Genomic DNA, 24,834 nt, shown 5'->3' with positions numbered 1-24,834 from the left:
AAATTCGCCAAATCGCCGCGATCGCGACTCAAAAAGAGTACAACGGCGTGCAGGGCAAGGCCAAAACCTCGAAATCGCCGACCGGAGCGCGACTGTCGCCCTCGCCTCACTCGCCACAGAGACGACAGAGCCGCCAAGCCTCGTTTTCACCCTCCAAACCGACGACCGGGGAAAACACGACCTTTGGCAAACGGAGCGTCTAGGACGGGAAACCCTCCGAGAGAGGCCATCCACTCCAGATGTCAAAGTTTCTACGGAATCCATTCCGGTCGCTAAACTAAGATTTGCCCATGCCATTTGAGGAGACACCTGTCATGCTCGAAGCGTATCGCCAACACGTCGAAGAACGCTCTGCATTGGGGATTCCCCCCTTACCCCTAGATGCCCAACAAACCTCCGAACTGTGCGAATTGCTCAAAAATCCGCCTTCCGGAGAAGAAGATACCCTACTGTACCTGTTACGGGAGCGGGTCCCCCCCGGGGTAGACCAAGCCGCTTACGTTAAAGCGTCCTTCCTCACCGCAGTGGCGAAAGGTGAGGTCAACTGTCCCCTCATTTCCGAGATCGAGGCGATCGAAATCCTCGGTACCATGCTCGGCGGCTATAACGTCCACGCCCTGATCGAACTGCTGCAATCCGACAACGGCGACAAAGCCCAAACCGCCGCCGACGCCCTCAAGAAAACCCTGCTCGTGTTCGACGCCATGCACGACGTGCTGGAACTGGCGGAAACCAACAGCTACGCCCAACAAGTCGTCGATTCTTGGGCCGCCGCCGAATGGTTTACCTCCCGTCCCACCCTTCCCGAAGCGATTACGGTGACCGTGTTCAAAGTCCCCGGGGAAACCAACACCGACGACCTCTCCCCCGCCAGTCACGCCACCACGCGCCCGGACATTCCCCTGCACGCCCTCTCGATGCTCGAATCGCGCCTCGAAGGGGCCTTAGAAACCATTGCCGAATTGAAACAAAAAGGCCATCCCGTCGCCTACGTCGGCGATGTGGTCGGGACGGGTTCCTCGCGCAAATCCGCCATTAATTCCGTCTTGTGGAACCTCGGTCAAGATATTCCCAACGTGCCGAACAAACGGGCGGGGGGCTATATTTTAGGCGGGGCGATCGCGCCGATCTTCTTCAACACCGCCGAAGACTCCGGCGCCTTACCCATCGAGTGCGACGTTACCCCCTTAAAAACCGGGATGGTCGTCACCCTCCATCCTTATAAAGGCGAAATTACCGACGAAAGCGGAGCCGTCATCTCTCGCTTCACCCTCAAACCCAACACCATCATCGACGAAGTTCGCGCCGGAGGACGCATCCCCCTGATTATCGGGCGCAGCCTCACCGATAAAGTCCGCAAAGCCCTCGGAGAAACGCTCAGCGACATCTTCACCCGTCCCGAACTTCCCGAAGAAAACAACACAGGCTTTACCCTGGCTCAGAAAATGGTCGGCAAAGCCTGCGGACTTCCCGGCGTGCGCCCCGGAACCGCCTGCGAACCCTTGATGACCACCGTCGGCAGTCAGGACACCACCGGACCGATGACCCGGGACGAACTCAAAGAACTCGCCTGTCTCGGCTTCTCCGCCGACCTGGTGATGCAGAGTTTCTGTCATACCGCCGCCTATCCCAAACCCGTGGATGTCGAAACCCACAAAGAACTCCCCGACTTCTTCTCCACCCGTGGCGGCGTCGCCTTGCGTCCCGGCGACGGCATCATTCACTCATGGATGAACCGGATGTTACTTCCCGACACCGTCGGTACCGGGGGCGACTCCCACACCCGCTTCCCCTTGGGGATTTCCTTCCCCGCCGGGTCGGGATTAGTCGCGTTCGCCGCCGCCTTGGGGGTGATGCCCTTAGACATGCCCGAATCTGTGCTCGTCCGCTTTAGCGGTAGCTTGCAACCCGGGGTCACCTTGCGCGATATCGTCAACGCGATTCCTTACGTGGCGATTCAGCAAGGCTTGCTGACCGTAGCGAAGGAGAATAAAAAGAATATCTTCTCCGGACGGATTATGGAGATGGAAGGGTTGCCCGAGCTCAAAGTCGAGCAAGCGTTCGAGTTGACCGACGCCACCGCCGAACGCTCCTGCGCCGGGTGTACCGTGAAGTTAGGGGAAGCAACCGTCGCCGAGTATTTGCGTTCCAATGTCGCCTTGTTGAAGAATATGGTCGCACGGGGCTATCAAGACGCGCGCACGATTATGCGGCGGGTGGCGAAAATGGAGCAGTGGTTGGCGAAGCCGGAACTGATGTCCGCCGATAAAGATGCGGAATATGCGGCGGTTCTCGACGTCGATCTCGACGAGATTAAAGAGCCGATTGTGGCGGCGCCCAACGATCCGGACAACGTGAAATTGATGTCCGAATGTGCGGGAGACCAGATCGACGAGGTGTTTATCGGGTCTTGCATGACCAATATCGGTCACTACCGCGCGGCGGCGAAAGTGCTGGAAAATGCGGGTCCGGTGAAAGTGCGCCTGTGGATTTGCCCGCCGACGCGCATGGATGAGGAACAGTTACGCAAAGAGGGGGTTTACGGCACCTTTGCGGCGGCTGGCGCCCGTACGGAAATGCCCGGATGCAGTTTGTGCATGGGGAACCAAGCCCGGGTTGAGGACAATGCGACGGTGTTCTCGACTTCGACGCGCAATTTTAATAACCGGATGGGTAAAGGCGCGCGGGTTTATCTCGGTTCGGCGGAATTGGCGGCAGTTTGTGCCTTGCTGGGTCGGATTCCGACGGTTGAGGAATATCTCGATATTGTTTCGGAGAAAATCGATCCGTTTGCGGGGGATTTGTACCGCTATTTGAATTTCGACCAAATCGAAGGGTTTGAAGATGAAGGTCGAGTAGTTCCGTTGGAAGAGATGCCGAAGATCGAGGATATTTTAGGCATTCCTGCCGGAACTCAATCGTAATTCGAGAAGGGTTCGAGTGGTTTGTCCGAGTACCCGGACGATTTCGAGTGAATTTCAGGATCGATCTGAGGGTTCGGACAAGGCGATGAAATCCTCATGTAGCCCGCTTCGGCGGGCTTTTTTTGTTGGGAAAAGCTCGATGGAGTTAGGATGAGAATCTTTCCAATTCGGCGAGTTCTAAGGCAGAGTCGAGGATTTTAGCAGCCCGATCGCCCTGACCGATGGCGTAGAGTCGCTCGGCGATCGCGGCGAGGGTGCGAGCTTGGGCGTAGCGGTCGTCAATCGATTGGCTCACTTGAAGAGAGCGATTGTATTGTGAGATTTCAGCCAAGCCCAGGGCGATCTGATGTAAGATGCGGGCTTGTTCGCGACGATCGCCGATGGTTTGTGCCACCATGCGCGCTTCTAAAATTTGTCCGCGTCCGGATAAGTTGAGGGCGATCGCACCGAGGGTTTCGGCTTGGAGCTGGAAGTCGGCGATCGCGTCGGCAACCAGGCGGGCTTTGAAAACTTTGCCTTTGTCCAACAATAACAGGGCAATTTGGCGCAATCCGGCGGCTTGTTGGTGACGGTCGGCGATCGCCGCGATCGCTTGCACTCCAGTTTCGACGCGATCGGCCCGAGCTAAGTTAACCCCGATCGCCCGTAATGCCTTCGCCCGTCGCTCGGCGTTGCCAATCCCTTGCGCTATTTCCAACGCCGCTTGCAAGTCTCGATTGGCGATTAACGCGCAGGAATTGGGGCTAAACTCCCCTCGTGCTTCCCGTGGCGATCGCGTCGGTTCGCTGCCGTCTGGAACTGCCGCCCCTTGGACATCGGCGACCCATTCCCGGGCGAGAGATCGGACGCGGGCGATCGTCTTCGCTCCGTCTTCAAAGGGGTTGAACGGGAGATCTCGATTCAAATACTCGGTGGCGTGCAACCGCTCCCCGGTTCGATTGGGAAAGCGCCCGGAAACCTTGGGTTTGAGGGTTTCGATCGCCGCGATCGCTTCCTTTAAGATCCGCGCCGAAGATTCCGTCGCCCCGGCTTGAGCGTATTCTAGAGAGATGCGGGCGATCGTCACGACCTTGAAAGCCGAGGCGGGCAAGGGCTGGCACAGTTGCCACGCTTCGTGGAGGATCGACAAAGCCCGGGTCGTTTCGCCGCGATCGATCGCCGCCCCTGCCAGTTCCGCCAACACCCGCGATCGCTCGGCTGGCCGATCGATCGCCAGGGTCAATTCCCGGGCGAGGTCGAGGTGACCTTCCCCCGCCAAAACCACCGCTAAATCGACCATGGGGGGGGCTTTTTCCTGGGAGGGGTCGGCGATCGTTGCCAATGCCTGCCCGACGCGATCGAAATCTCTCACTTTTGCCCATTCGTAGGCAAGCCACTGGAACAGTTCCACTTGTTGTGGGGCGGGGGGAATCGTCCGTGCCATTGCCAGGGCGCGATCGTCGTGTCCGAGGGAACGCAACTCGACGACCAGATCGCACAAGGCGGCGACCCGCGCTTGCGGATCGAGGTGTTCGCAGATTTCCAGGGCATCCGCGAGGCGATCGCCCCGCGTTAAAGCCACGATCGCCTCGCGCCAACTGCGAACCTGTAGGCCGGGATCCTGCACCCGGGCGATCGTCGCCAAAGTGCGATCCACTTCCCCCACCCGGGCCCAGCAAACGGCAATGGCACAGAGAAATGCCTCTCGTTCCGAGGGTTTCGCCAGATCGGCGGCCAACATTTCCACCCTTTCGATCCCTCCACTTTGGGTCAATGCGAGGGCAATCTGATACAACGCCTGGAGTTTCGGGGGGCGATCGTCAAATCCCGACAGTCCCCGGTTTTCATCCAGAGAACGGGGGCGATACGCCGGAGGCGTCGCTTCGCGATCGCGCAGACTGGGGATTGCACGGAGACGGCGCCCCTCGTGCGCCCGCTCGGTTGGGGGTCTTGTTTCTGTAGCGCCCAAACTGGCGGCTAACAACGGATGGGACATCAGTAACGTCGGCAGCGCACTGAGGGAGAATTGCTGAGTTTCCGGTGACATGGCACTCGTGGGAATAAATCAAATTGCAACGGGGGAACCGCTCGGGTCTAGTCTCTCGCGTCGGCGTTCCCTTGACATCCACCGCAAGAACGATCGCTCGGCGTTGCGGGAACGCCTTCTGTTTCCCGGGATTCCCGTCTTTTTTTTCGAGAGGTCGATCGGCCATCATGATTTGTTCGACACCGAGAGCAGCGAGTGAGCGAGCGAGAGATCGTCAAGATTCACAATAAAACCCGGCGATCGCCATCCCTGAATTTAAAAGCTTTTTTTAAAGATAAAACCCGTCAACTCTTGTTAAGGGACGCCCCCCTTCCCCAAAAACTCCTTAACCTTTTGCCATCTAAATAATCTAAAATCTCGACAATCCTCAAGACGAACTACTCGCCAACAATAACGAAGGCGTCGTCCGCCAGAGCAATTCCAATTTATTCGCGGGCATGGTCAGATAGAGAACATCTCCCGCACTCAAACAAATTTCTAATAAGTCCCAACCGTGAATCGCACTGCAATTCGTTTCGATGTATAGCGGTACGAAATCGGCCTTCATCGCCGCATCCTTGACGCGCTGAGTGCAGAAGGGATGGGCGGGGGTGATTAACGTAGCTAACGCGACCCAGAGGGTATCGGCGGTCATGCCATTGCCGAAAATGCGCCCGCCGAGAGCGGCGGCGGCGAAGGCGGGGGCGGCTAATTCCGTGGGACTGAGTACGGCGTCGAACTCGAAGACTTGTTGAAACATCCGCGAAAAATGGCCGTCTTGGTTGCGGGCGACCACGGGCAGTTTGGGGGCGAGTCCTTTGGCGGTTAAGGCGATTTCTAAATTGGCGGTGTCGTTGCTGGTGACAGCTAAGAGGGCGTCGGCGTGGCAAAGGCGGGCGGATTCTAAGGTGCTGCTCAAGCGGGCGTCCCCTTGAATGACGGGGATTTTCAAGGCGCGGGCGGTGTGAAGAAAGCGGGTGTTGGGGTCGCGATCGATCGCCACGACTTCGTAACCGCTTGCTTGTAATTGGCTGGCGATTTTGATGCCGATGCCGCCGAGTCCGCAAATGATGTAGTGATTTTTTTGCGGAATGGGTGCGGAGTTCCACAACTGCCGGAAACGGGTTCCCAATACCAGATCGTTGAGTAGGGCGTAGTAAATCCCGACAACTCCGGCGCCAACGAGCATCATCGCGGCGGTGAAGACTTTGATAATATCGGGGGAGTATTCTGCAACTTTTTCGTTGCCTCCCGCTCCGGTGATCATGCCGACGGAGAAGTAGAGGGCATCGATAAAGGTGGTTTCGGAGGTCACCCAAGTATAGGTGACGGTGGTTCCGAAAATGGTCAGGAAGAGGACGAAGGTGACCCAAATTGAGGATTGGCTGTGTTCGTAGAAGCGTTGGACGCTGGTGAGAAATTTTTTGAGGCGATCGACGATCGATTTGCGCGTGGTGCGAATGCTCGGTTTGGTGGCGACAATGAGACGATCGCCGACCTTGAGAGTATGTCGGTGGATGACTGCAGAGACGAGATCCACTGAGGTTTCGGCGGGGAGGTAGTAAATGAGCATCCGGTTGCGATCGTCCCATAAATCGGCGAGGGGGCGGTCTTTCCAGGGGTGATGCTCGTCGATGCATTCTTCGTGCATGGGCCAAGTTTGGTTAAACAGGCGCAGTTGTCCGATCGCCCGATTGCCAAACGCGGCGAAAGAAAAGACGGGGGCGGCGAGATCGGAGACACTCATGCTAACGTGTGCCGGGAGAGTGCGATCGAGGCGATCTCCCAAACTGGCGTTAAAGAGGCGATTGATAATCCGAATTTGCGGGTTGAGGATGCGCGCTTGCACTAAAATTTCTAAATTCACCGCGTCGGTCGCTCCGGCAATCACCAGGGTGTGGGCTTGACGAATCCCCGCATTCATCAAGGTTTCAGCCGATTGTAACTCCCCGACGACGATATCCGAGCCGCTTTCGCGTTCGCGCAGCGACTCCGCAGGAGAATCGAGGGGTTTGGTACTGATCCCGACGACCGACGCACCTTGTTGTTTTAACAGAGAGAATATTTTATATCCAGTGCGACCCAAGCCACAGACAATAATTCGCGGTTTCATAGTTTAGGGGATCGATCCGCAAGGCGATCGAGGAAGGCTAATTGTGTTACTCGGGCTACTATTGTTGACGACTCCGGGATCCGAGATTGTAGCTGACAACACCAGTGTGGGAATTTTAGGGTTTAGAGTTTAGAGTTTAGGGTTTAGATTGGGGGCGTAGCCATTGCCATCGGCGCGATCGCCTTTAAGCGTAGTTATTTTTTCTTACTTGTCCCCGGTGAATCGCTTTTCTGAGGGCAAATATTCTATTTTGGCTTATTATTGAATAGAGGATTTATAGATTTATTGTTAACAAAACAATGGCAACCTTAAAAGAGCGCCGTTCGGAAAATGTAGACGGTGAATTTTATGTCGATCGCACCTGCATTGACTGCGATACTTGTCGCTGGATGATGCCAGCAGTCTTTCATCGAGATAACGGACAATCTGCAGTTTATCGCCAGCCAAAAGATCGAGGGGAACGCTTGCAAGCTCTACAAGCCTTGCTCTCTTGTCCGACCGCTTCGATAGGAACGGTCGATCGCCCTCAAGATATTCGAGAAGCGCAAGAGAGTTTCCCTTTAGCGATCGCGGAGAATATTTACCATTGCGGCTATCATTCAGAAAAATCTTTTGGGGCGGCGAGTTATTTTATCCGACGACCAGGGGGCAATATTTTAGTCGATTCCCCTCGATTTGCCCCTCCTTTAGTCAAAAAACTGGAAGCAATGGGAGGCATCCGCTATCTCTATTTGACCCATAGAGATGATATTGCCGACCATCAGAAGTTTCGCGACCATTTCGGGTGCGATCGCCTCCTGCACGAGCAAGAAATTAGAGGAGCCACCCAAGATATTGAAATTAAATTAACCGGATTCGATCCGATTCAATTTGCCCCGGATTTACAAATTATTCCCGTTCCCGGACATACAGAAGCCCATACGGTTTTACTGTACGACAATCGCTTTTTATTCACGGGGGATCATTTAGCCTGGTCCGATCGCCTGCAAAGTTTAATCGCCTTTCGCAATCACTGTTGGTATTCCTGGCCCAAGTTAGTCGAATCCATGCACGATCTGGCCAATTATTCGTTTGAGTGGGTGCTTCCCGGTCACGGTCGCCGCTATCATGCCGATCGCGAAACGATGGGTAAAGAATTGCAAAAACTGCTCGATTGGATGAAAAAAGAAGCAGTTTAGATTTTCGATCGAGGGAATAGGAAATCTTGTTGTTTTCCGACTCCCGACTCCCTACCTTTTTCCCAATCCCCAGGCGATCGCCGCCGTGGCGCATTCGGCGAGAATACTAATTAAACGGTAGAAGGCGACGGCGCCTAAAATAGCCGCAGGGGAGAACTGATGGCTGAGTAAGGCGATCGCCGTCGCTTCAAAAATGCCGATCCCGCCGGGGGCGCCGGGAACGACCAAACCCAGCAGCCACGCGATACTAAAGCCACTCATCAATGTCGGAATCGCAGACCACTGCACCGAAGTCATCACGTCTACGGTCAAAATAAATCCGCTTCCACGTAACAGGAGAAAGCCGATTTCGCCGAGGAAGGGAGAGAGAGGATAGCGGGTCAATTGTGCGGCGGTGGGTGCGTTAGGAACCTCCGTGGTCGGATCCGATGTGGAGAGTGGGGGTTGGCGTTTGAGTTTGAGCTTTCCGAGAAACTGAATGACGGGGTTGAGTAAGCGAGGGTGAACGCCGACGAGAACCGCAAATAAAGCGAGTAATTTTAAGAACCGCAGGGGGTCAAAAAACGCGGGAGAGGTCGGGGAAAGGTCGCCATTGGCGAGGTTGAGGCTGCTGAAAATGGCGATCGCTAATGCGGCGGCAGCCATCAGCAGGGGTTCGAGAAGGACGCTGAGGGCCGCGACGGAGAAAGGGGTTCCGGATTCGGCGATCGCCTTAATTCTGCCGTAGAAATGCCAGACATTGCCGGGGAGGTATTTGGCGACGTTGGTGGTCAAATAGATGTAAAGTCCGCGACCGAGAGGAACGTGGCGATCGCCAAGGGACGCCGGAGGCGAATCGAACTGGCGTAAGATCCACAACCAGACCCAACCGGACCAGAGATGAGCTAAAGCGGTGACGCCTAAAGCGATCGCCAATTTCAGCCAACCCGATCGCGAAATCTGGAGAGAAGCGACCTCGGCGGCGCGATCTTTGAGCGTTTGCGCGAGAAAAAAGACGATCGCGCCGAGGACAAACCAGCGAATAAAAGGTTTGCAGCGAGAGAGAACGGATTTGAGCCAAGTTAGCGGAGATTTTGACATATCGAAAGCGCCACGAAGAGTCCGAGGAGAGGCGATCGTTAAATTTAAGGCGATCGTTGCCGTCGTTGGTCTAATTGTGGGTTAGAATCCCGCCACAGACTCGGATTTTAGAGTTAATTTTCGATAAAACTTCCCATGAGGAGTGCAATTTCACTGATGCTAGATCTAAACACCCTATTTGACGAACGCTACTATCTCGCAACGAACCCCGATGTAGCGAATGCAGTCAGCAACGGCACCATTGCACCACTGCAACACTTTATCACTTTCGGACAATTCGAGAGACGCGATCCGAGCGCGATCTTCGATACCGATTACTATCTGAGTCAATATCTCGATGTCGCCGATGCGGTTCGCCAAGGCAGCCTCGCGGCGGTCGAACATTATCTCAATTTCGGTCAACGGGAAGGACGCGATCCCGGTTTGCTTTACGACCAGAGTTTTTATTTGAGCAATAATCCCGACGTGGCGGCGGCGGTCGCCGCAGACCGACTGACCGGAATCGAGCATTTTCTCAATTTCGGAGAAGGGGAAGATCGAACCCCGAGTCGGTTTTACAATCCAGCGTACTATCTCGATCGCAACCCCGACGTGGCGGCGGCGGTCGCGGCAGATCGATTGACCGGAATCCAACATTATCTCGAATTCGGGGCGATCGAAAATCGCGAATTGAGTCCGTTTATAGAACCTGGCGGTTCGAGTTTACCCAATGGCGTCGCGGCGGGAGACGTGACCCAAACTTCTGCAATGTTGTGGGCCCGTACTACCACCCCCGGTCCGGTGAACTTCGAGTGGAATGGGGGAGTTGCCGAAATTGTCGCCACCGATGCCTTAGTTCCGGTGAAACTGCAACTCGACGGACTACAGCCGAATACGGAATATACCTATACCGTCAGCGATTCCGGCGGGGCGATCGCCACGGGCAAGTTTCGCACCTTAGCGTCTCCCGGGACGCGAACGGGCCTGCGTTTCGGCGTCTCTGGCGACTGGCAAGGCGAACTCGCTCCCTATCCCTCTATTTCTAATGCGGACAGTCGCAATTTAGACTTTTTCGTACAAGTCGGCGATACCTTAGAAGCCGATAGCAGTTCCCCGGATTTACCCGGCGTGCGACAAGCGTCGAGCCTGCTGGAGTTTTACACCAAGCATAACGAAATTTACAGCGAACGCTTTGGCTTGAATCCCTGGGTGGATCTGCGCCAGTCAACAGCCACCTATAGCACCTGGGACGACCACGACATTACCAACGATTTTGCCGGAGGTGCGGCCCCGAGTGAATCCCCGCAGCGTAACGGTATTTTCGGGACGGGAGAGGGCTTCGTCAACGAAACCCCGGTGTTTCGAGAAGGCTTGCAAGCGTTCCAAGAATTTAAACCCTTGCAAGACCAATTTTACGGGGAAACGGGAGACCCGCGCACGGCCAACAAGCAGAAATTGTATCGTTTCAATACTCACGGTAGCGACGCCGCCAGTTTCATTCTCGATACGCGATCGTTCCGGGATAAACCCTTACCCTTTTTGGCGGAAACGGCGTCTGAAGAAGAGATCGCCGCCTATCTTCAAGATGCATTTGAACCGGGACGAACCTTGTTAGGACGAGCGCAATTAGAACAGTTGAAGACGGATTTACTGACGGCTGAAAACTCCGGGGTGACCTGGAAGTTCGTCATGTCTAGCGTACCGATGCAACATTTTGGGATTCCCGTGGCGGGAGAACGCTGGGAAGGATATGCGGCGGAACGCACGGAGTTGCTTAAATTTATTGAAGATAACGATATCGATAATGTGGTGTTCGTGACGGGGGATTTTCACGGCAACGCGGTCAATAATGTGACCTATCAAGAAGGGTTTGGGCAACCGCAAATCCAGACTGGGGCGATGGACGTGATGGTCGGTCCGGTGGGGATTCAGTTGAATATCGGTCAAGGACCGTTTGCGGCGCCGTTCGGTCCGGCGACGGTGGCGTTTACCCCAGATGCGCTCTTGCCGCAATCGGAGAAGGAACGCTACCGAGGATTGACGGATGTGGAGGAGAAAAATGCATTCGTGCGGCAGGTGATTGACAATCGGATCGTGCCGTTGGGTTACGATCCGGTAGGGTTGGAAGGCTCGAATATCGACGCCCGCCTGTTGCAGGGGTCGTATTTTGCGGCGCACAATTACGGCTGGACCGAGTTTGAAATCGATCGCGACAGCCAGGTGCTGACGGTGACGACGTGGGGGGTCGAACCGTATACCGAGAGAGAACTGGAGGCCAATCCAGAGGCGATCGCCTCGCGCACGCCGACGGTGCGGATGCAGTTTGAAGTGACGCCGGAAACCCTTTAATCGCCAATTGGCGGGTGGGAGTGCTAGGGTTTTACCAACTTTTGCCGTAAGGCGAGCGTCTTGCCCCCCGATTTCCGATAATGCGTGTGAGAACTGAGTGATGTTAGTTGCTGAAGACCTGTTTAATGAAGGCTATTATTTAGCCAAAAATCCCGATATTGCGGCAGCGATCGCCACTGGAGCGATCTCGAGCGCGGCGGAGCATTTTTTTACTTTCGGAGAAGTGGAAGGGCGCGATCCCAGTGCCTTTTTCGACAGTCGTTATTACTTGGAAACTAATCCGGATGTCGCGGCAGTGGTGGCCGATTTCCGGTTTACGGCCCTGGAGCATTTTATCGAGTTCGGACAACGTGAGGGGCGATCGCCGACGCCGTTCTTCGATCTAACTTGGTATCGCGATCGCAACCCCGACGTGGCCGCCGCCGTGGACCGCGACGATCTTACCGGATCGTTCGTTCACTACGTCCTCAACGGCGCCGAAGAAGGGCGCAGTCCCAGTCCAATTTACGACGAAAGCTTCTATCTCAATGCCAACCCGGATATTGCCGCCGCCGTCGGTCGCGACGAATTGACCGGAATCGAGCATTTTATTAGCTTTGGTTCCGCCGAAGGGCGTCGGGCCAGCGAAGTGTTTGACAGCCGTTTTTACCTCGATACTTACCCCGATGTCGCCCTCGCCGTCAGTAATGGGGCGATCGACTCTCCCGCAGAACATTTCCTGCGATCGGGCCGTTTTGAAGGGCGGTTGAGCGTTCCGAATGTGGCTTTACCCGAACCGACCGGACCGTTGAATGTCGGTCAAGTATCCTATCAGTTTCGCGACCCGGGACGACCGGAAATTTTTACTCCCGACCCGAACGATAGTCGCGAAGTCGGTCTTCGGGTCTGGTATCCCGTAGGGACGAACGCCGGTAACAGTACTCAACCCCCGGGTCCGCCGACTTTGCCCCCGACCCAGGGGAACGCTAGCTATATTAGGGATGCCTTTATCTCACAAGCGGTCGCCGCAGCTCAAGGACTGAATCCGAACTTTTATAACGAGATCGAGACCAATTCCCGCTCGTTCCCTCTGGGGTTGGCAACCACGGCAGAACGCTATCCGGTGATTTTGTTCTCTCACGGGTTGGGGGTCGTCCCGGAGTTTTATACTAACTACTTTGAAGACCTCGCCAGTCACGGTTATGTCGTCGGGGCGATCGACCATAGCTATGTTGCCGGAATCTCGCGACTCTCCAACGGCGCGATCGCCCCATTTGCCAGTAACTTTCTGCCCGCCGACCCCAGCCAACTCGAAGGAGCCTTAACTCAAACCTTGGCAGAAACGAGCCAAGATGTCAGCTTTATCCTCGACCAACTGGCAGGGGTAAATGCCAACGACCCGCAACGCCTGTTTACCGGAAAACTCGATTTAGAGCGCGTCGGCATTTTCGGCCATTCTCTCGGGGGTTTGACCGCGATCGCGGCCTTACAACGGGATCCGCGCTTGGATGCGGCGGTCAGTCTCGATCCGACCGTCATTTCACCCCAATTGGTCGGCGCGATCGATCGCCCGTTGATGGTGATGAATGCGACGAGTACCTTTGATTTTGATAACTCCCCCATCGGCCAACTGCTCGGATCCGCAGACCGTCAACTGCGCCCCGGACTGTTCCAACAAGCCACAGGTCCGGCGTACAACGTCACGATTGACGGTACCGAACATGGGGATTTTAGCGATCTCCCCTTATTATTCCCCTTACAAGCCCTCTACTCCCCCGATCGCCTCGGACAGGCCCTAGGCTATGACATTGGCTTAACTGATATAGGTCGCCTCGACGGCGATCTCCTCACCGCGATCGTCCGGGACTATAACACGTCCTTCTTCGACCGCCACCTCAAAGGCGAAACCGAACCCCTCCTCGCCGGAGTTTCCCTGTTTCCCGAGGTAAATTTCGAGACCCGCAATAGCGACCTTGCCCTGCGAGAAAGCGTCCGCAATGCGGTTTTGCAACAAGCTCGCAGCGAACTCGCCGTACCCGACACCAACTTAGGAGTCTTCTCAATTACACCCACCCTCTGGCCCGATGGCTGCTTGGGGCTGGCTCAACCCGGCGAAATCTGCACTCAAGCTCAAGTTCCCGGGTGGTCCGTGTTGTTAAGCGACCCGTCCCAACCGCCGAATCAAGGCTTGGCATACGTATATCGCACTAATTTTGACGGCACCGAGATCCGACGAGAACCGATCTGGACCCCACCGCCCAGCGCAAGCGCGTAACTAGAGCAATCTGAAGGCTTCCAGGCTCATAACGACAATTTCGATCGCCGAACTGGGAATCCTGGGGAATGTTTTTGGCCCTAACCTCAACCCTGCCGAAAGTCGCTCTAACCTAACCTTTTGCAGCCTCTCCCGATCTCCCCTTACCTTTGGTATTTGGCGGCGATCGGGGGATGATAAGTGCACGCCAGAGGCTGACGACGTCAATTTGCCCAAGGGAGAAAAATCTCAATGACGACTAACCCCGAATTTATTAACCGCGTCATCCAACTCGTCAACGAGTTGCGCGCGCAGTCTAACCTACCCGGATTGAGCGTCGATTCGCAACTGTTGCGAGCCGCCCAACTCCACGCCGAAGATATGGCGGATAACGACTTTTTCAGTCTCACCGGATCCAACGGTTCCACCACAGGCTCTCGCCTTAGAGAAGTCGGCTATCAATTCACCACCTTTCAGGAAAATATCGGCGCCTCCTCGCCAACCCCGGAAGAAATCGTCCAAAGTTGGTTTAACGACCCCGGACAGCGCACCACCTTACTGCGAGAAGACGTCACCAATCTCGGCGTCGGCTACTTCTTGCTCGAAGGCGATACCGGAAACTTCAACGCCAACCATTACTGGTCTTTAGTCGTCAGCACGCGATCGCCCGGCGGCATCATTCGCGGCTTCAACAGTCCCAACATCCTTCAAGGAAGTATCGGCAACGATACCATCGAAGGCTCCGTCGCCAACGATACCCTCAACGGCAACGGCGGCGACGACCAAATATTAGGTCGCGGCGCCGACGACTTGCTCAGTGGTAACGACGGTAACGACACCCTCCTCGGGGAAGAAGGCAACGACCAGCTCTTCGGCGGTCAAAACGAAGACTTCCTCGATGGCGGCGTCGGTAACGATCTGCTCTCCGGCGACAAAGGCAACGATCGCCTGCAAGCCGGAGACGGCGACGACACCCTTCAAGGCGGCGAAGATAACGACACCCTCTACGGTTCGCTCGGCAACGACTTACTCGCAGGCAATACAGGCAACGACATTCTCTTCGGCGAAGAAGGCATCGATACCCTCGACGGCGGCGACGGCGACGACCAACTCTTCGGTAATGCCGATAACGACAGCTTGCTCGGCGGAACGGGCAACGATCTGATCTTGGGCAACCAAGGCAACGACGAAATCATCGCCGGAACCGGAAACGATACCGTTTACGGCGGTAAAGATAACGATGTCGTCTTTGCCGACGCCGGAGAAGATTTAATCTTCGGCGATCTCGGTCAAGACCAGCTTTTCGGTGCCGACGGCAACGATTCGATCTTCGGTGGCGACGAAAGCGATCGCCTGTTCGGCGAAGCCGGAAACGACTTTCTCAGTGGCAATCAAGGCGACGACACCCTGACCGGAGACGTCGGCAACGACAGTCTCTACGGCGGTCAAGGCAACGACCAACTCTTCGGCGATACCGACGACGACTTCCTCTTCGGCGACAAAGGCACCGACACCCTCAGTGGCGGCGACGGCGCCGATTCCCTCTACGGCTTCGACGATAACGACATCCTCGGCGGCGGCAACGGCGACGATTTCCTCGCCGGAAACCAAGGCAGCGACAGCATTAGAGGTGGCGAAGGCGCCGACACCCTCCAAGGCGGTAAAGACAATGACGTTTTATTCGGCGAAGTCGGCGAAGACCAGCTTTTAGGGGACTTCGGCAACGATACCCTCTTCGGCGGCGACGACAACGACGGTCTCGACGGGGGCGAAGACAACGACTTGTTATTTGGCAATGAAGCCAACGACACCTTATTTGGGAATTTCGGCGACGACACCCTCGACGGCGGCGACGGCGACGACCAGCTCAACGGCAACGAAGGGGCCGACCAACTCTTAGGTCAAGCCGGAAACGATACCTTAAATGGGGGAGAAGAAGCCGATACCCTCAACGGCGGTTCTGGGAACGATGTCGTACAAGGGGACGCGGATAATGACATCCTCTTCGGCGAAGAAGGGAACGACACCCTCAACGGCGGTGACGGCAACGATATTTTAAATGCGGCAGCCGGAGAAGATAACTTACAAGGCGGTACGGGGGATGACAGTTTGCTAGCTGGGGAAGGGAACGATACCCTCGACGGCGGCGACGGCGCGGACACGATGTTTGCCGGGGTCGGCAACGATATCGTGCGCGGCGGTGCGGGCGATGACAGCATCTTTGGAGAAGTCGGCAGCGATACGTTGCAAGGAGATACCGGGAACGACACGATTCTCGGCGGCGACAATGACGACATCATCGAGGGGGGTGCGGGTAACGACTTGCTACTCGGTCAAGGGGGGAACGATACCCTTTCCGGCGGTGACGGCAGCGATTCTCTCCTCGGCGGTGCGGGTGCGTTCGCCCAATACACTGGAGGGGCGGGTCGCGATTTCTTCGTCTTGCAACGAGGGACGCAAGTGACGATTACGGATTACGAGGACGATATCGATAAATTCGTTCTCGCCGATGGTTTGACTCCCGACGATCTGTTATTGTCGGCTCCGGTGGGTGAAAGTCCGACCGATACGACGATCGTCTTGCGAGAGGATCCGGCAGTGGTGATTGCCCTGCTTGTTGGGTTCGATCCCGAGTTTCGCGATACACTCATTACTTCCGGCGACTTTATTTAAACGATCGCCGAGGTTTCGCGGGAGCAAGCGGCGATCGCCCCTACTAGGCGATCGCCCGTTCGCCTCTACTCGAAGAATTCAAGTATACTTTCGCCGCGAAACGCCTCCGGCGTCGCTTCGCTAACGGGTAAATTCACCCTGATTGCGGCGATTTTTATTTGGATGCGACCCGCGAACTCCTATCCCCGGATGGACTTCTCCTTGGGGAATGCACGATGATACCTGCGGAGGTTGTTTTTGAATGTCAATGGTCACTCTACCCGGACTCAGCACGCTGATCGAAAGCATGAGTCAACAGCGTAATTTACCTGCCTCTGCCGTGCAAGAGGCTCTGCAAGAAGCCTTACTCAAAGGATACGAGCGCTATCGCCGCCAACACGGCGAAGACGACCCGAATCTGTTGAGTGAGGATTATTTCGATAATTTTTCCGTTCAATTGGACTTGCAAGCGGAAGGATTTCGGGTGGTGGCCCGCAAAACGATTGTCGAGCAGGTCAGCCAACCCGATCGCGAAATCTCGATCGCCTCGAAAGGCGCCCGACGAGCCCGCGCCAGTCTCGGTCAGGTGGTGATGGTCGATGTTACGCCGAAACAAGAAGCGTTCGGACGACTGGCGGCCCATCAAACCAAGATGGTGTTAACTCAAAAGTTGCAAGAACAACAGTGCAAGTTCGTCCAAACTCATTTCGCCCACTTGCGCGGTACGGTTCTCGACGCGACAGTGCGCCGTCACGATCGCCGGGGGGTGATTCTGGCGATCGATAGCGGAGTCGATGGACTCCACGTGGAAGCGGAATTACCCCACTACGACAAACTCCCCAACGATGACTATACAGAAAATACTCACTTCAAGGTATACCTCAAGAAGGTCTACGACAATCCCAGTTCTCGCCCCTTATTGCGCGTCTCGCGGGCGAGCAGTCATTTAATTGAAGGCTTGCTCGTGGAAACGGTTCCGGCCCTGCGGGAGCAACAAGTAGAAATTAAGGCGATCTCGCGCGATGCGATCCCCCGCGATCGCGAGGTGACACCGCGCTCGAAAGTAGCAGTCGCCTCGGCGGATCCGGCGATCGATCCCGTCGCCGCCTGTCTCGGCGACCATGGCGAGTGGGTGACGGCGATCGGCGCTCAAATGAACGGCGAAAAAATCGAGATCCTCCCCTGGTCTGAGGATCCGATCGCCTTGATTGCGACGGCGCTAAGTCCGGCCCAAGTGCGCGAAGTTCGCTTGCTCGACGAGGAAGGAAGGGAAGCCCTCGTCGTCGTCGCTGCCGACCAAGAGGCTCTGGCGAACGGACCGAACGAACAAAATTTACACTTGGCTGCTCGTCTGACGGGATGGAAGTTAAAGCTCGAAACCGTCGCCGCCGAGTGAGGCGATCCGCCTGTGGAAACGCGAGCGCGAACGGGGATTGCTGTAGCATCAAATTAAAGACCCTTCCCGTGCTTGACTTGTGACTCATTCGGCTCCAGATTCCCCCTCTAACTCCAAACCCCTCGCTATCTTGAAGGGGACGGCGATCGCCGTGTGGCGATTGTCCCTGTTAGCAGGCTTGAGTGTGGGTTTTTTACTCTTAGGCATGGCGATCGCCCATTTTTATCCCCATCCCAACCCCCATCGACCGCTTTTAGATACCGCGATCCGCCTCGGTCGTGGGGGAACCCTCCCCGCGCGCCAATCCCCCCCGAGGGATGGCTCGAGTCCAGCTAACAGTCCTTCACCCTCGGAGTCGGAGGACGGCGATCGCCTACCGCTCTCTGCCCCTGCCGACTCTGCCAACCCGGCTCCCGCCCCCGACCCTCTCAGCGTTACCCTGCCGAGCGATATTTTTTTCGCCCCCGCCAGCAGTACCCTCAACCCCGACAAAACCGAACTTTTGGACAATATAATTAGCGATCTGCGAAACTATCAGGGGGCGAGGATCCGGATCGCCGGACATACGGACAATACCGGGGATGCACGGGCGAACCAAGAACTCTCGGCGCAGCGCGCCCGGGCGATCGCCCAATATCTTACAAATGCCTTGGGCGATCGCTACGAGTGGCAAAGTGTCGGTTACGGCGAAACCCGTCCGCTCGCAGATAACGACAGCGACCTCAATCGACAACGCAACCGACGCATTGAAATCGAAATTCAGCCGAAATAAAGGGTTCGACCGCTCCCGATCGCCCTTTCCCTCGGACTGGAGCGGTTTGCGTCCCACATTGACAACTCAACTGCCCCCGCTCCCCCCGTGACGGTTCTCGGTTCCCTCTGCCGTCTGTTTTCTCCCTTTAACCCCTCACCTGTGACGACTACATCCCACTAACATGAAAGTTGTATTTTTCGGGACTCCCTACTTTGCCGTACCGAGTTTGGAAATCTTACTGGCTCACAAGCACTTTGAAGTCGCGGCGGTCATTACCCAGCCGGACAAACGGCGGCGTCGGGGCAATCAGTTAATTCCCTCGGGCATCAAAAAAGTCGCCGTCGCCCATGGGATCCCCGTGTGGCAACCGCGATCGGTGAAAAAAGACGCCAACACCCTAGCGCAACTGGAAAAACTCGCCGCCGACGTGTTCGTAGTGGTCGCTTACGGGCAAATCCTCTCGCCGGAAATTCTCGCGATGCCCCGTCTCGGCTGTGTCAACGTTCACGCCTCCCTACTGCCTCAATATCGCGGTGCGGCGCCGATCCAATGGAGTCTCTACGACGGCGTCAGTGAAACCGGGTTGACTACCATGCTCATGGATGAAGGGATGGATACCGGGCCGATGTTGCTCAAGGCGAAAACTCCGGTGGAGTTATTGGAAAATGCCGATCTGCTCGCCCGCAATTTATCGAACATGGGAGGGGAGTTATTAGTCGAAACCCTGCTGAAGTTAGAGCGCGATCGCATCAAACCGATTCCCCAAGATGAGGAGCGCGCCAGTTACGCTCGCTTGATTCAAAAGAGCGATTACGCCTTGGATTGGTCCCGGCGGGCGATCGCCCTGCACAACCAAATTCGCGGCTTTTATCCCCACTGCACCGCCCAATTTCGCGGCGAACCGTTGAAAATTATCGCTTCGGCTCCCGTCGGAGACGATTACTGGGCCGATCTGCCCCCGTCTTTTAGCGTCTTGGAACACAACTGGCCCGTATTGTATTCCGGCGGCGGCGAGATCGGCGAAGTGGTCTGTATTGCCAAACATATCGGCCCGATCGTGCAAACGGGGGACGGTCTGTTACTGTTGCAGCAAGTTCAGTTAGCGGGAAAACGCGCTCAATCCGGATGGGATTTTGCCAATGGGGCGCACTTGCAAGTCGGCGAGATCCTGCACAATGGCTGAGCGGCGGCGCCGCGATTCTCCTGGGGAGACCCTACGCGATCGCTTTCGGGGGGCGATCGTACTCAAGCTTCTTGCGGTTCGTAGAACCGACATTCGGAACACGGACCTTCTGGGTTGACCGCACAGCGAATCAATTCCGAACGAGCGTTGTAGCGGCAGGTCGCATCTCCGAGAACCCAACGCCCGTCAATCGTACTCGTTTCGATCGGTCGGCGGGCGCTCTGGACGTAGAGGGCAATTTTTTGCAGGCGGTAGCGACCGGATTTGAGTTGGTAGCGATGACGGCGTTCTAATACCGTGTAGGTTTTTCCTTCTAAATCGAGATAGTGACCGGGTTGGGGATTCCAATCAAGCTGGATTTTACCGAGCGATCGCGTCGGCTCGGTCAGAATCACCTCTGTCGGTAAAGAATCTGGCTCCATAACGCTCTTTGTTGTCTGGCTTACCCCTTCAAGGTATCTCAATCAAGCTCGAAAACCTAGACGCGCGTTTCAGGGGTCGTTCGCAAAGGCGATCGCCCCTCAATCTTTGCCCCCATTCGCGCGATCGCCCCCGCACTATTTCCCCCTTCCTGGAACGGCAGATTTCCCCTTTCTTAATAAAGAATAAAGATTGCCTGTCAAGTATTCATGATATATCTTGAATGGAAGGTTTAAAGGCTCAAAATAGTGCTGTAACTCGGGTGAATTTCAATCGCCATCCGACGCAACATTTTCCCAGCACCCGAACCCTCCGCACCCGCCCGATAACCGACCGCCATCGCCCGCGCGATGATATCGAATCGACCGGGAGTTAAAATTATGTTTTTAAGAGAAAAAAGCACTGGCGACCTCGTTGAAGTCATCAGGATCGAAGATGTATACGATCCCTGCTTGAATGAAATTATGGGACGTACCCATGCGGGAGAAGAAATTCAAGACCCGACCACTTTCACCAAAGCCGAACTCGTGTTCCCGTCGGGAGAAGCCCTTCCCCGTTGCTGGATCGATCCAGAATATGCCATGTTGAAAGCTCGCGCTCAAAGCTTTGTCATTCAAGTCTCATAACCGTTAGTTTCGAGAGCTTTTCAATCGATTTCACCGTTCGATCGTTGCTGAGTTAGCGAGCATTAATGCAAACGGCGAGGAGCATTCTCCAGTAGAATCGCTCCTCTTTTGGGATCGGGCCAAAGACCGGATCCTGGCAATCGCCAGGGGCGAGGGTCGGGTTGCGGGGTCGCCCCTGTTGCGAGGCGGCGATCGCCGAGCGTCTCCCCAGGAGAATCCCCCCCAATTCACCCGATAGAATCGCCCAATCGGTGGATGCCACCGACCCCCCGATCCAGACAAACTATAACAAGAGAGGAAATTTCATGGCTACTAAATCCCCCCACCTACTCGGGGGGTTTATTTTTTTCTCTCCTTCTTTGCGCCGATCGCCGGGAGACGCGCATCACCCCGGTCACTCCAACCCCAACACCTCGATCGAGCGTTCCAGGACTTCATCGGGATCGAAAGGCTTCGTCATGTACAAATCCGCCCCGACATCGCATCCTTTTTGCTTGTCGAACTCCTGACCTTTCGCGGTCAACATGATGATATAAACCCCCTCTATTTTTAACTCGTTTTTGACCTTATTACAGACTTCAAAACCATTGAGCTTGGGCATCATCACGTCGAGAAAAACGAGTTGGGGTCGTTCCGACTCGATCGCCTTAAGGGCAGCTTCACCATTTTCTTCGATCAGCAATTCGACCCCTTCATCTTCTAACTCTTCGAGAGTTTGTTCCATCAAAATGCGGATGTGCGGTTCGTCATCCACGATCAAGATTTTTTTAGACATTCCATATTTCCCCGTCAAACCATAGCGATTGTTTGCCCCAGTTTAACATAAGCGCGATCGTCAATTGGCGGCAAACAAACCGATAATAAGTTACCTCAAATTGCTCCGTTTTTACGGTTTCTTGTCCAATAAAATAAACAAGACATTTTCCAAGCCCTTTTCAAATCGCAGTAATTGCATCAAATTATGCTGGTTGACGAAAATCGAATCGACAATAATCGTATCCGGTTTGACCGTCAACGCTTTTTCAATACATTCCCGTCCGTTCGAGGCTTCGGTGACCGTATACCCTTGAGTTTGCAAAACTTCAGCTAAAACCTTAACCGTCGAAACATCTTCATCGACGATCAAAATCTTTTTGCGAGAACTGCCGCGCGCCAGGAGGGTGCCAATTTCTTCGAGGAGACTTTCCGTTTCTACAGGTTTGGTGAAGTAGCGATCGATCCCGATCCGAAATCCTCTTTCTTTATCTTGAACGATCGAGAGAATCACGATCGGGATGTTCATTGTTTGCGGGTCATTTTTAAGCACCGCCGCCACGTCGAAGCCGTTCATTTTCGGCATCATTACATCGAGAACGATCAAGTCCGGATGTAAACTTTTCGCCTGTTCGATCGCCTCCATGCCATCTTTCGCCTCTCGGACGCAATACTGTTCGGCTTCGAGTTCTTGGCGCAAGTATTCCCGGATCGAAGCGTCATCATCGACGACGAGAATTGTTTTAGTATGGCGGTCGATTTCTGGGGTAGTCGTGACCACGTGTTCTTTTAACTGTCGCAGCAATAAATCTAAATTGAGTTTTTGCGATTGCTCTGCGGAAGTTGGAGAAATGGGAAGCGTAAACGAAAACGTACTGCCGCGTCCGATTTCACTGTCTACCCAAATACGACCGCCGTGATGTTCGATAATTTGCTTGCAAATCGGCAATCCCAACCCGGTTCCTTGGGGTTTGTCGGTGAGGGTTTCTCCAACTTGTTTGAACTTTTCAAATACCTTATCGAGGTCTTCGGGGGCGATGCCAATCCCCGTATCGGCGACGCTGACCGACAAATGATTTTCAACCCGGGTAACGCGACAAGTTATCGACCCTTCCGAGGTGAATTTTACCGCATTAGAAATCAAGTTAATCATCACTTGAATGAGACGATCGCGATCGATAAAAACTTCCGGCAACTCCTCGTCAATCACTTCAATAACCTGTAATTGCTTGGCCTCCAACAGCGAGCTGGTCGCGGCGATCGCCCGTTTCACCACGTGACCCATATCGCTTAATTCAAAATGCCATTCGATTTTCCCCGCTTCCATTTTGGCAATATCGAGAACGTCGTTAATCAGCGCCGTCAGTCGCTGTCCTTCCGATAAAATAATCTCGATATTATTGCTAACTTGTTTGACCGTGCGTTGTACTTTGCGATCGTCGATCGGCACCACGGGGACGATCGTATCGTCGAATTTCTTTTTAATAATTTTGGCAAAGCCCAACACCGAGGTTAGCGGGGTTCGCAACTCGTGAGAAACCGTGGAAATAAAATCGGTTTTCATGCGATCGACTTCTTTTTCCGCCGTCACGTCGCGAATTAAAATTGCCGTTCCCAAACAGTCGCCATCGAGGGCGATCGCCTCTTGAGAAGCATTCCCATTCGAGACGGCGCGATCGCCGCGCTTCGCGATCGCCGTCGCCAACGCCTGACCGATGCGATGGTTCCCCAAATCGATCTCGGCGGTAAACACCTGTCGGGGATGACCTTTCGTTTGGGCGACCAACTCCGCCACTTGGGGACTGAGGACTTCATCGCAGGCTTTACCGATCAACTCCGGTTGTTCCAAGCCGAACAAACTCACCAAAGCGCTATTAAACCGGGTGACCTGACCGAAACTGTCGGTCACCAGCAAGCCATCGGCGAGATTGTCGATAATCGTACTCAAGTAGGCGAGGGCTTCTTCGCTGGTTTCCTTGGCCCGTTGCACCTGTGCTTGCATCTTCACCCGGCGATCGATTTCCGATTGCAGTTGGCTGTTGGATTCCGACAGTTCCCGGGTGCGCTGTCGGACGCGCAGTTCTAACTCGTCGTGAGCTTTTTGTAAGGCGGCTTCGGCTTGTTTGCGCTCTCCAATTTCGCTATTGAGGGCGTCATTCATCTGGCGAATGCCCTGGTAGGTGCGGGCGTAGTCCAAAATCAGGCCGATTAAGGGGACGAGATAGGCCACGATCTTGAGAAAGTGACCGATATTAAAATCGTTATCGAACAATTCCGTCGAACCGAACGCCATGTGCGCCTGGGTGGCAATATTGGGAACGACGCTGAGGATGAGGGCGTGGGAAAAAACACTGGGAAAACGGCGGTAGAAGCTCGGGTAAAGCCAGATTCCGGCGATCGCGAACAACACCAACGGGACTAAATCCCAGGGACGGGCGAATAGGGTTCCCTCAAACATGGTTTGCGGTAGGGAATCGCTGGTCGCGCACAGGTAGATCGCGCCGTAGGCGATCGCCCCGAATAAGCCACTGATAGAGAGCAAGAAGACCACATTACTCCCTTGTTGCTCTCGTTCCACGCGTGGATTTTTGACCAGAAAAATACTGACGCCGACGATCGCGATCGCCGCGTTAAATAAGCGACAAATTGCCCAGGTAAACGGGATCAGATTCTCGTTACCCGCCACCGCTTCGATCAGACGATCCGCCGCCAGGGTATGGAAGGCGTCCATCACCCCGGAACAAAACAGGGCCACCCCGATGATGGGCGTGGTAATTTCTCCGGTTAAGTTATAGTGCGTAAACGCTAAAACGACGGTAAAAATGGCTGCACAAAAAGCGCTCCACTCCAACATCGTATGCACGAAACTTCCGGCTAAAGTATGGTGAAATGCATTTGCCAGTTCGTGGGGGAGCAGTTGGCTCGCTTCCTCGAAAGGAAAGGGGGCTTCGTAAGTGCCGAAGTCTACTCCGAAGCGGTTTAACAGAAAGGGGAGGACGCAAATCGCGATCGTTCCCCAAAAGAACGGTTTGGGAATTTTCGTTCGTTTCGGCAAAATAAAATATCTCTCTTCTCGCTCGATTGGCCCGCTCATAGGCTTCAATCTCTATAGGTTTTTGTTCGCGGACACACCCCGACCGTCGCGACTGCATACCCTTGTAGATTGGAGAATTCGATGAGGGCGAACCA

15 protein-coding genes are annotated in these 24,834 nt (G+C 55.0%); 9 read left to right on the top strand and 6 right to left on the bottom strand.

What is annotated here, in order from left to right:
• Positions 1–314 precede the first annotated feature (314 nt).
• A complete protein-coding gene (acnB, locus tag JJD41_RS13695) occupies positions 315–2,924 on the top strand; it encodes a bifunctional aconitate hydratase 2/2-methylisocitrate dehydratase (protein ID WP_200666769.1) in 2,610 nt (869 codons plus the stop codon).
• A gap of 145 nt (positions 2,925–3,069) precedes the next feature.
• On the opposite strand, the gene JJD41_RS13690 is transcribed toward acnB, so the two are convergent.
• Both JJD41_RS13690 and JJD41_RS13685 read right to left on the bottom strand, forming a co-directional pair.
• A complete protein-coding gene (locus tag JJD41_RS13690; protein WP_200666767.1) occupies positions 3,070–4,950 on the bottom strand; it encodes a hypothetical protein in 1,881 nt (626 codons plus the stop codon).
• A gap of 367 nt (positions 4,951–5,317) precedes the next feature.
• Positions 5,318–7,042 (bottom strand): potassium channel family protein, encoded by a 1,725-nt coding sequence (locus tag JJD41_RS13685; protein WP_200666765.1) that lies wholly within the window; start codon positions 7,040–7,042, stop codon positions 5,318–5,320.
• A 299-nt stretch (positions 7,043–7,341) separates the two neighbouring features.
• On the opposite strand from JJD41_RS13685, the gene JJD41_RS13680 reads away from it, so the two are divergent.
• Positions 7,342–8,220 carry an MBL fold metallo-hydrolase gene (locus tag JJD41_RS13680; RefSeq protein ID WP_200666763.1) on the top strand — a complete coding sequence of 293 codons (879 nt, stop codon included), beginning with the start codon at positions 7,342–7,344 and terminating at the stop codon, positions 8,218–8,220.
• Between the two features lie 51 nt (positions 8,221–8,271).
• Here JJD41_RS13680 and JJD41_RS13675 read toward each other — a convergent pair whose 3' ends face one another.
• A complete protein-coding gene (locus JJD41_RS13675) occupies positions 8,272–9,300 on the bottom strand; it encodes a lysylphosphatidylglycerol synthase domain-containing protein (protein ID WP_200666761.1) in 1,029 nt (342 codons plus the stop codon).
• 156 nt (positions 9,301–9,456) lie between these two features.
• Between JJD41_RS13675 and JJD41_RS13670 the strand changes: the two genes are divergently transcribed.
• The 6 genes from JJD41_RS13670 to fmt all read left to right on the top strand — a co-directional run bounded on the left by JJD41_RS13670 (position 9,457) and on the right by fmt (position 19,846).
• Positions 9,457–11,628 (top strand): alkaline phosphatase D family protein, encoded by a 2,172-nt coding sequence (locus tag JJD41_RS13670; RefSeq protein WP_200666752.1) that lies wholly within the window; start codon positions 9,457–9,459, stop codon positions 11,626–11,628.
• A gap of 100 nt (positions 11,629–11,728) precedes the next feature.
• Positions 11,729–13,882: an alpha/beta hydrolase family protein gene (locus JJD41_RS13665; protein WP_200666750.1), complete on the top strand. Its 2,154-nt coding sequence runs from the start codon at positions 11,729–11,731 to the stop codon at positions 13,880–13,882.
• 231 nt (positions 13,883–14,113) lie between these two features.
• Complete coding sequence (locus tag JJD41_RS13660) at positions 14,114–16,534, top strand: CAP domain-containing protein (RefSeq protein ID WP_200666748.1); 2,421 nt, start codon at positions 14,114–14,116, stop codon at positions 16,532–16,534.
• 247 nt (positions 16,535–16,781) lie between these two features.
• Positions 16,782–17,909, top strand: coding sequence for a NusA N-terminal domain-containing protein (locus JJD41_RS13655; protein WP_234488624.1), 1,128 nt, complete (start codon positions 16,782–16,784; stop codon positions 17,907–17,909).
• A 79-nt stretch (positions 17,910–17,988) separates the two neighbouring features.
• The gene (locus JJD41_RS13650) at positions 17,989–18,681 is read left to right on the top strand and encodes an OmpA family protein (RefSeq protein ID WP_200666744.1); all 693 of its coding nucleotides are present in this window, start codon (positions 17,989–17,991) and stop codon (positions 18,679–18,681) included.
• Positions 18,682–18,844: 163 nt separating this feature from the next.
• On the top strand, positions 18,845–19,846 hold the full coding sequence (gene fmt / locus JJD41_RS13645) for a methionyl-tRNA formyltransferase (RefSeq protein WP_200666742.1): 1,002 nt from the start codon (positions 18,845–18,847) through the stop codon (positions 19,844–19,846).
• 62 nt (positions 19,847–19,908) lie between these two features.
• Here fmt and JJD41_RS13640 read toward each other — a convergent pair whose 3' ends face one another.
• Positions 19,909–20,268, bottom strand: coding sequence for a DUF6464 family protein (locus JJD41_RS13640; RefSeq protein ID WP_168567851.1), 360 nt, complete (start codon positions 20,266–20,268; stop codon positions 19,909–19,911).
• A gap of 378 nt (positions 20,269–20,646) precedes the next feature.
• Between JJD41_RS13640 and JJD41_RS13635 the strand changes: the two genes are divergently transcribed.
• On the top strand, positions 20,647–20,892 hold the full coding sequence (locus tag JJD41_RS13635) for an acetyltransferase (protein ID WP_200666740.1): 246 nt from the start codon (positions 20,647–20,649) through the stop codon (positions 20,890–20,892).
• A 394-nt stretch (positions 20,893–21,286) separates the two neighbouring features.
• Here the strand turns inward: JJD41_RS13635 and JJD41_RS13630 are convergent, their stop codons facing one another.
• Both JJD41_RS13630 and JJD41_RS13625 read right to left on the bottom strand, forming a co-directional pair.
• Positions 21,287–21,667, bottom strand: coding sequence for a response regulator transcription factor (locus JJD41_RS13630; RefSeq protein WP_200666738.1), 381 nt, complete (start codon positions 21,665–21,667; stop codon positions 21,287–21,289).
• Between the two features lie 111 nt (positions 21,668–21,778).
• Positions 21,779–24,739 (bottom strand): ATP-binding protein, encoded by a 2,961-nt coding sequence (locus JJD41_RS13625; RefSeq protein WP_200666736.1) that lies wholly within the window; start codon positions 24,737–24,739, stop codon positions 21,779–21,781.
• Positions 24,740–24,834 lie beyond the last annotated feature (95 nt).

This window comes from Oxynema mangrovii CENA135, from assembly GCF_016632315.1.
Lineage (GTDB): Bacteria > Cyanobacteriota > Cyanobacteriia > Cyanobacteriales > Laspinemataceae > Oxynema > Oxynema aestuarii.
Note: the sequence above shows the minus strand (reverse complement) of the source record. Positions and strands in the feature narration are given on the sequence as shown.

What these genes read in the sequence shown, in the direction of transcription:
- JJD41_RS13660 (WP_200666748.1), top strand. Translation starts at nt 14,114, where the DNA reads ATGACGACTAACCCCGAATTTATTAACCGCGTCATCCAACTCGTCAAC.
- JJD41_RS13685 (WP_200666765.1), bottom strand. Translation starts at nt 7,042, where the DNA reads ATGAAACCGCGAATTATTGTCTGTGGCTTGGGTCGCACTGGATATAAA.
- JJD41_RS13670 (WP_200666752.1), top strand. Translation starts at nt 9,457, where the DNA reads ATGCTAGATCTAAACACCCTATTTGACGAACGCTACTATCTCGCAACG.
- JJD41_RS13690 (WP_200666767.1), bottom strand. Translation starts at nt 4,950, where the DNA reads ATGTCACCGGAAACTCAGCAATTCTCCCTCAGTGCGCTGCCGACGTTA.
- JJD41_RS13680 (WP_200666763.1), top strand. Translation starts at nt 7,342, where the DNA reads ATGGCAACCTTAAAAGAGCGCCGTTCGGAAAATGTAGACGGTGAATTT.
- JJD41_RS13665 (WP_200666750.1), top strand. Translation starts at nt 11,729, where the DNA reads ATGTTAGTTGCTGAAGACCTGTTTAATGAAGGCTATTATTTAGCCAAA.
- JJD41_RS13630 (WP_200666738.1), bottom strand. Translation starts at nt 21,667, where the DNA reads ATGTCTAAAAAAATCTTGATCGTGGATGACGAACCGCACATCCGCATT.
- JJD41_RS13655 (WP_234488624.1), top strand. Translation starts at nt 16,782, where the DNA reads ATGGTCACTCTACCCGGACTCAGCACGCTGATCGAAAGCATGAGTCAA.
- JJD41_RS13640 (WP_168567851.1), bottom strand. Translation starts at nt 20,268, where the DNA reads ATGGAGCCAGATTCTTTACCGACAGAGGTGATTCTGACCGAGCCGACG.
- fmt (WP_200666742.1), top strand. Translation starts at nt 18,845, where the DNA reads ATGAAAGTTGTATTTTTCGGGACTCCCTACTTTGCCGTACCGAGTTTG.
- JJD41_RS13675 (WP_200666761.1), bottom strand. Translation starts at nt 9,300, where the DNA reads ATGTCAAAATCTCCGCTAACTTGGCTCAAATCCGTTCTCTCTCGCTGC.
- JJD41_RS13625 (WP_200666736.1), bottom strand. Translation starts at nt 24,739, where the DNA reads ATGAGCGGGCCAATCGAGCGAGAAGAGAGATATTTTATTTTGCCGAAA.
- acnB (WP_200666769.1), top strand. Translation starts at nt 315, where the DNA reads ATGCTCGAAGCGTATCGCCAACACGTCGAAGAACGCTCTGCATTGGGG.
- JJD41_RS13635 (WP_200666740.1), top strand. Translation starts at nt 20,647, where the DNA reads ATGTTTTTAAGAGAAAAAAGCACTGGCGACCTCGTTGAAGTCATCAGG.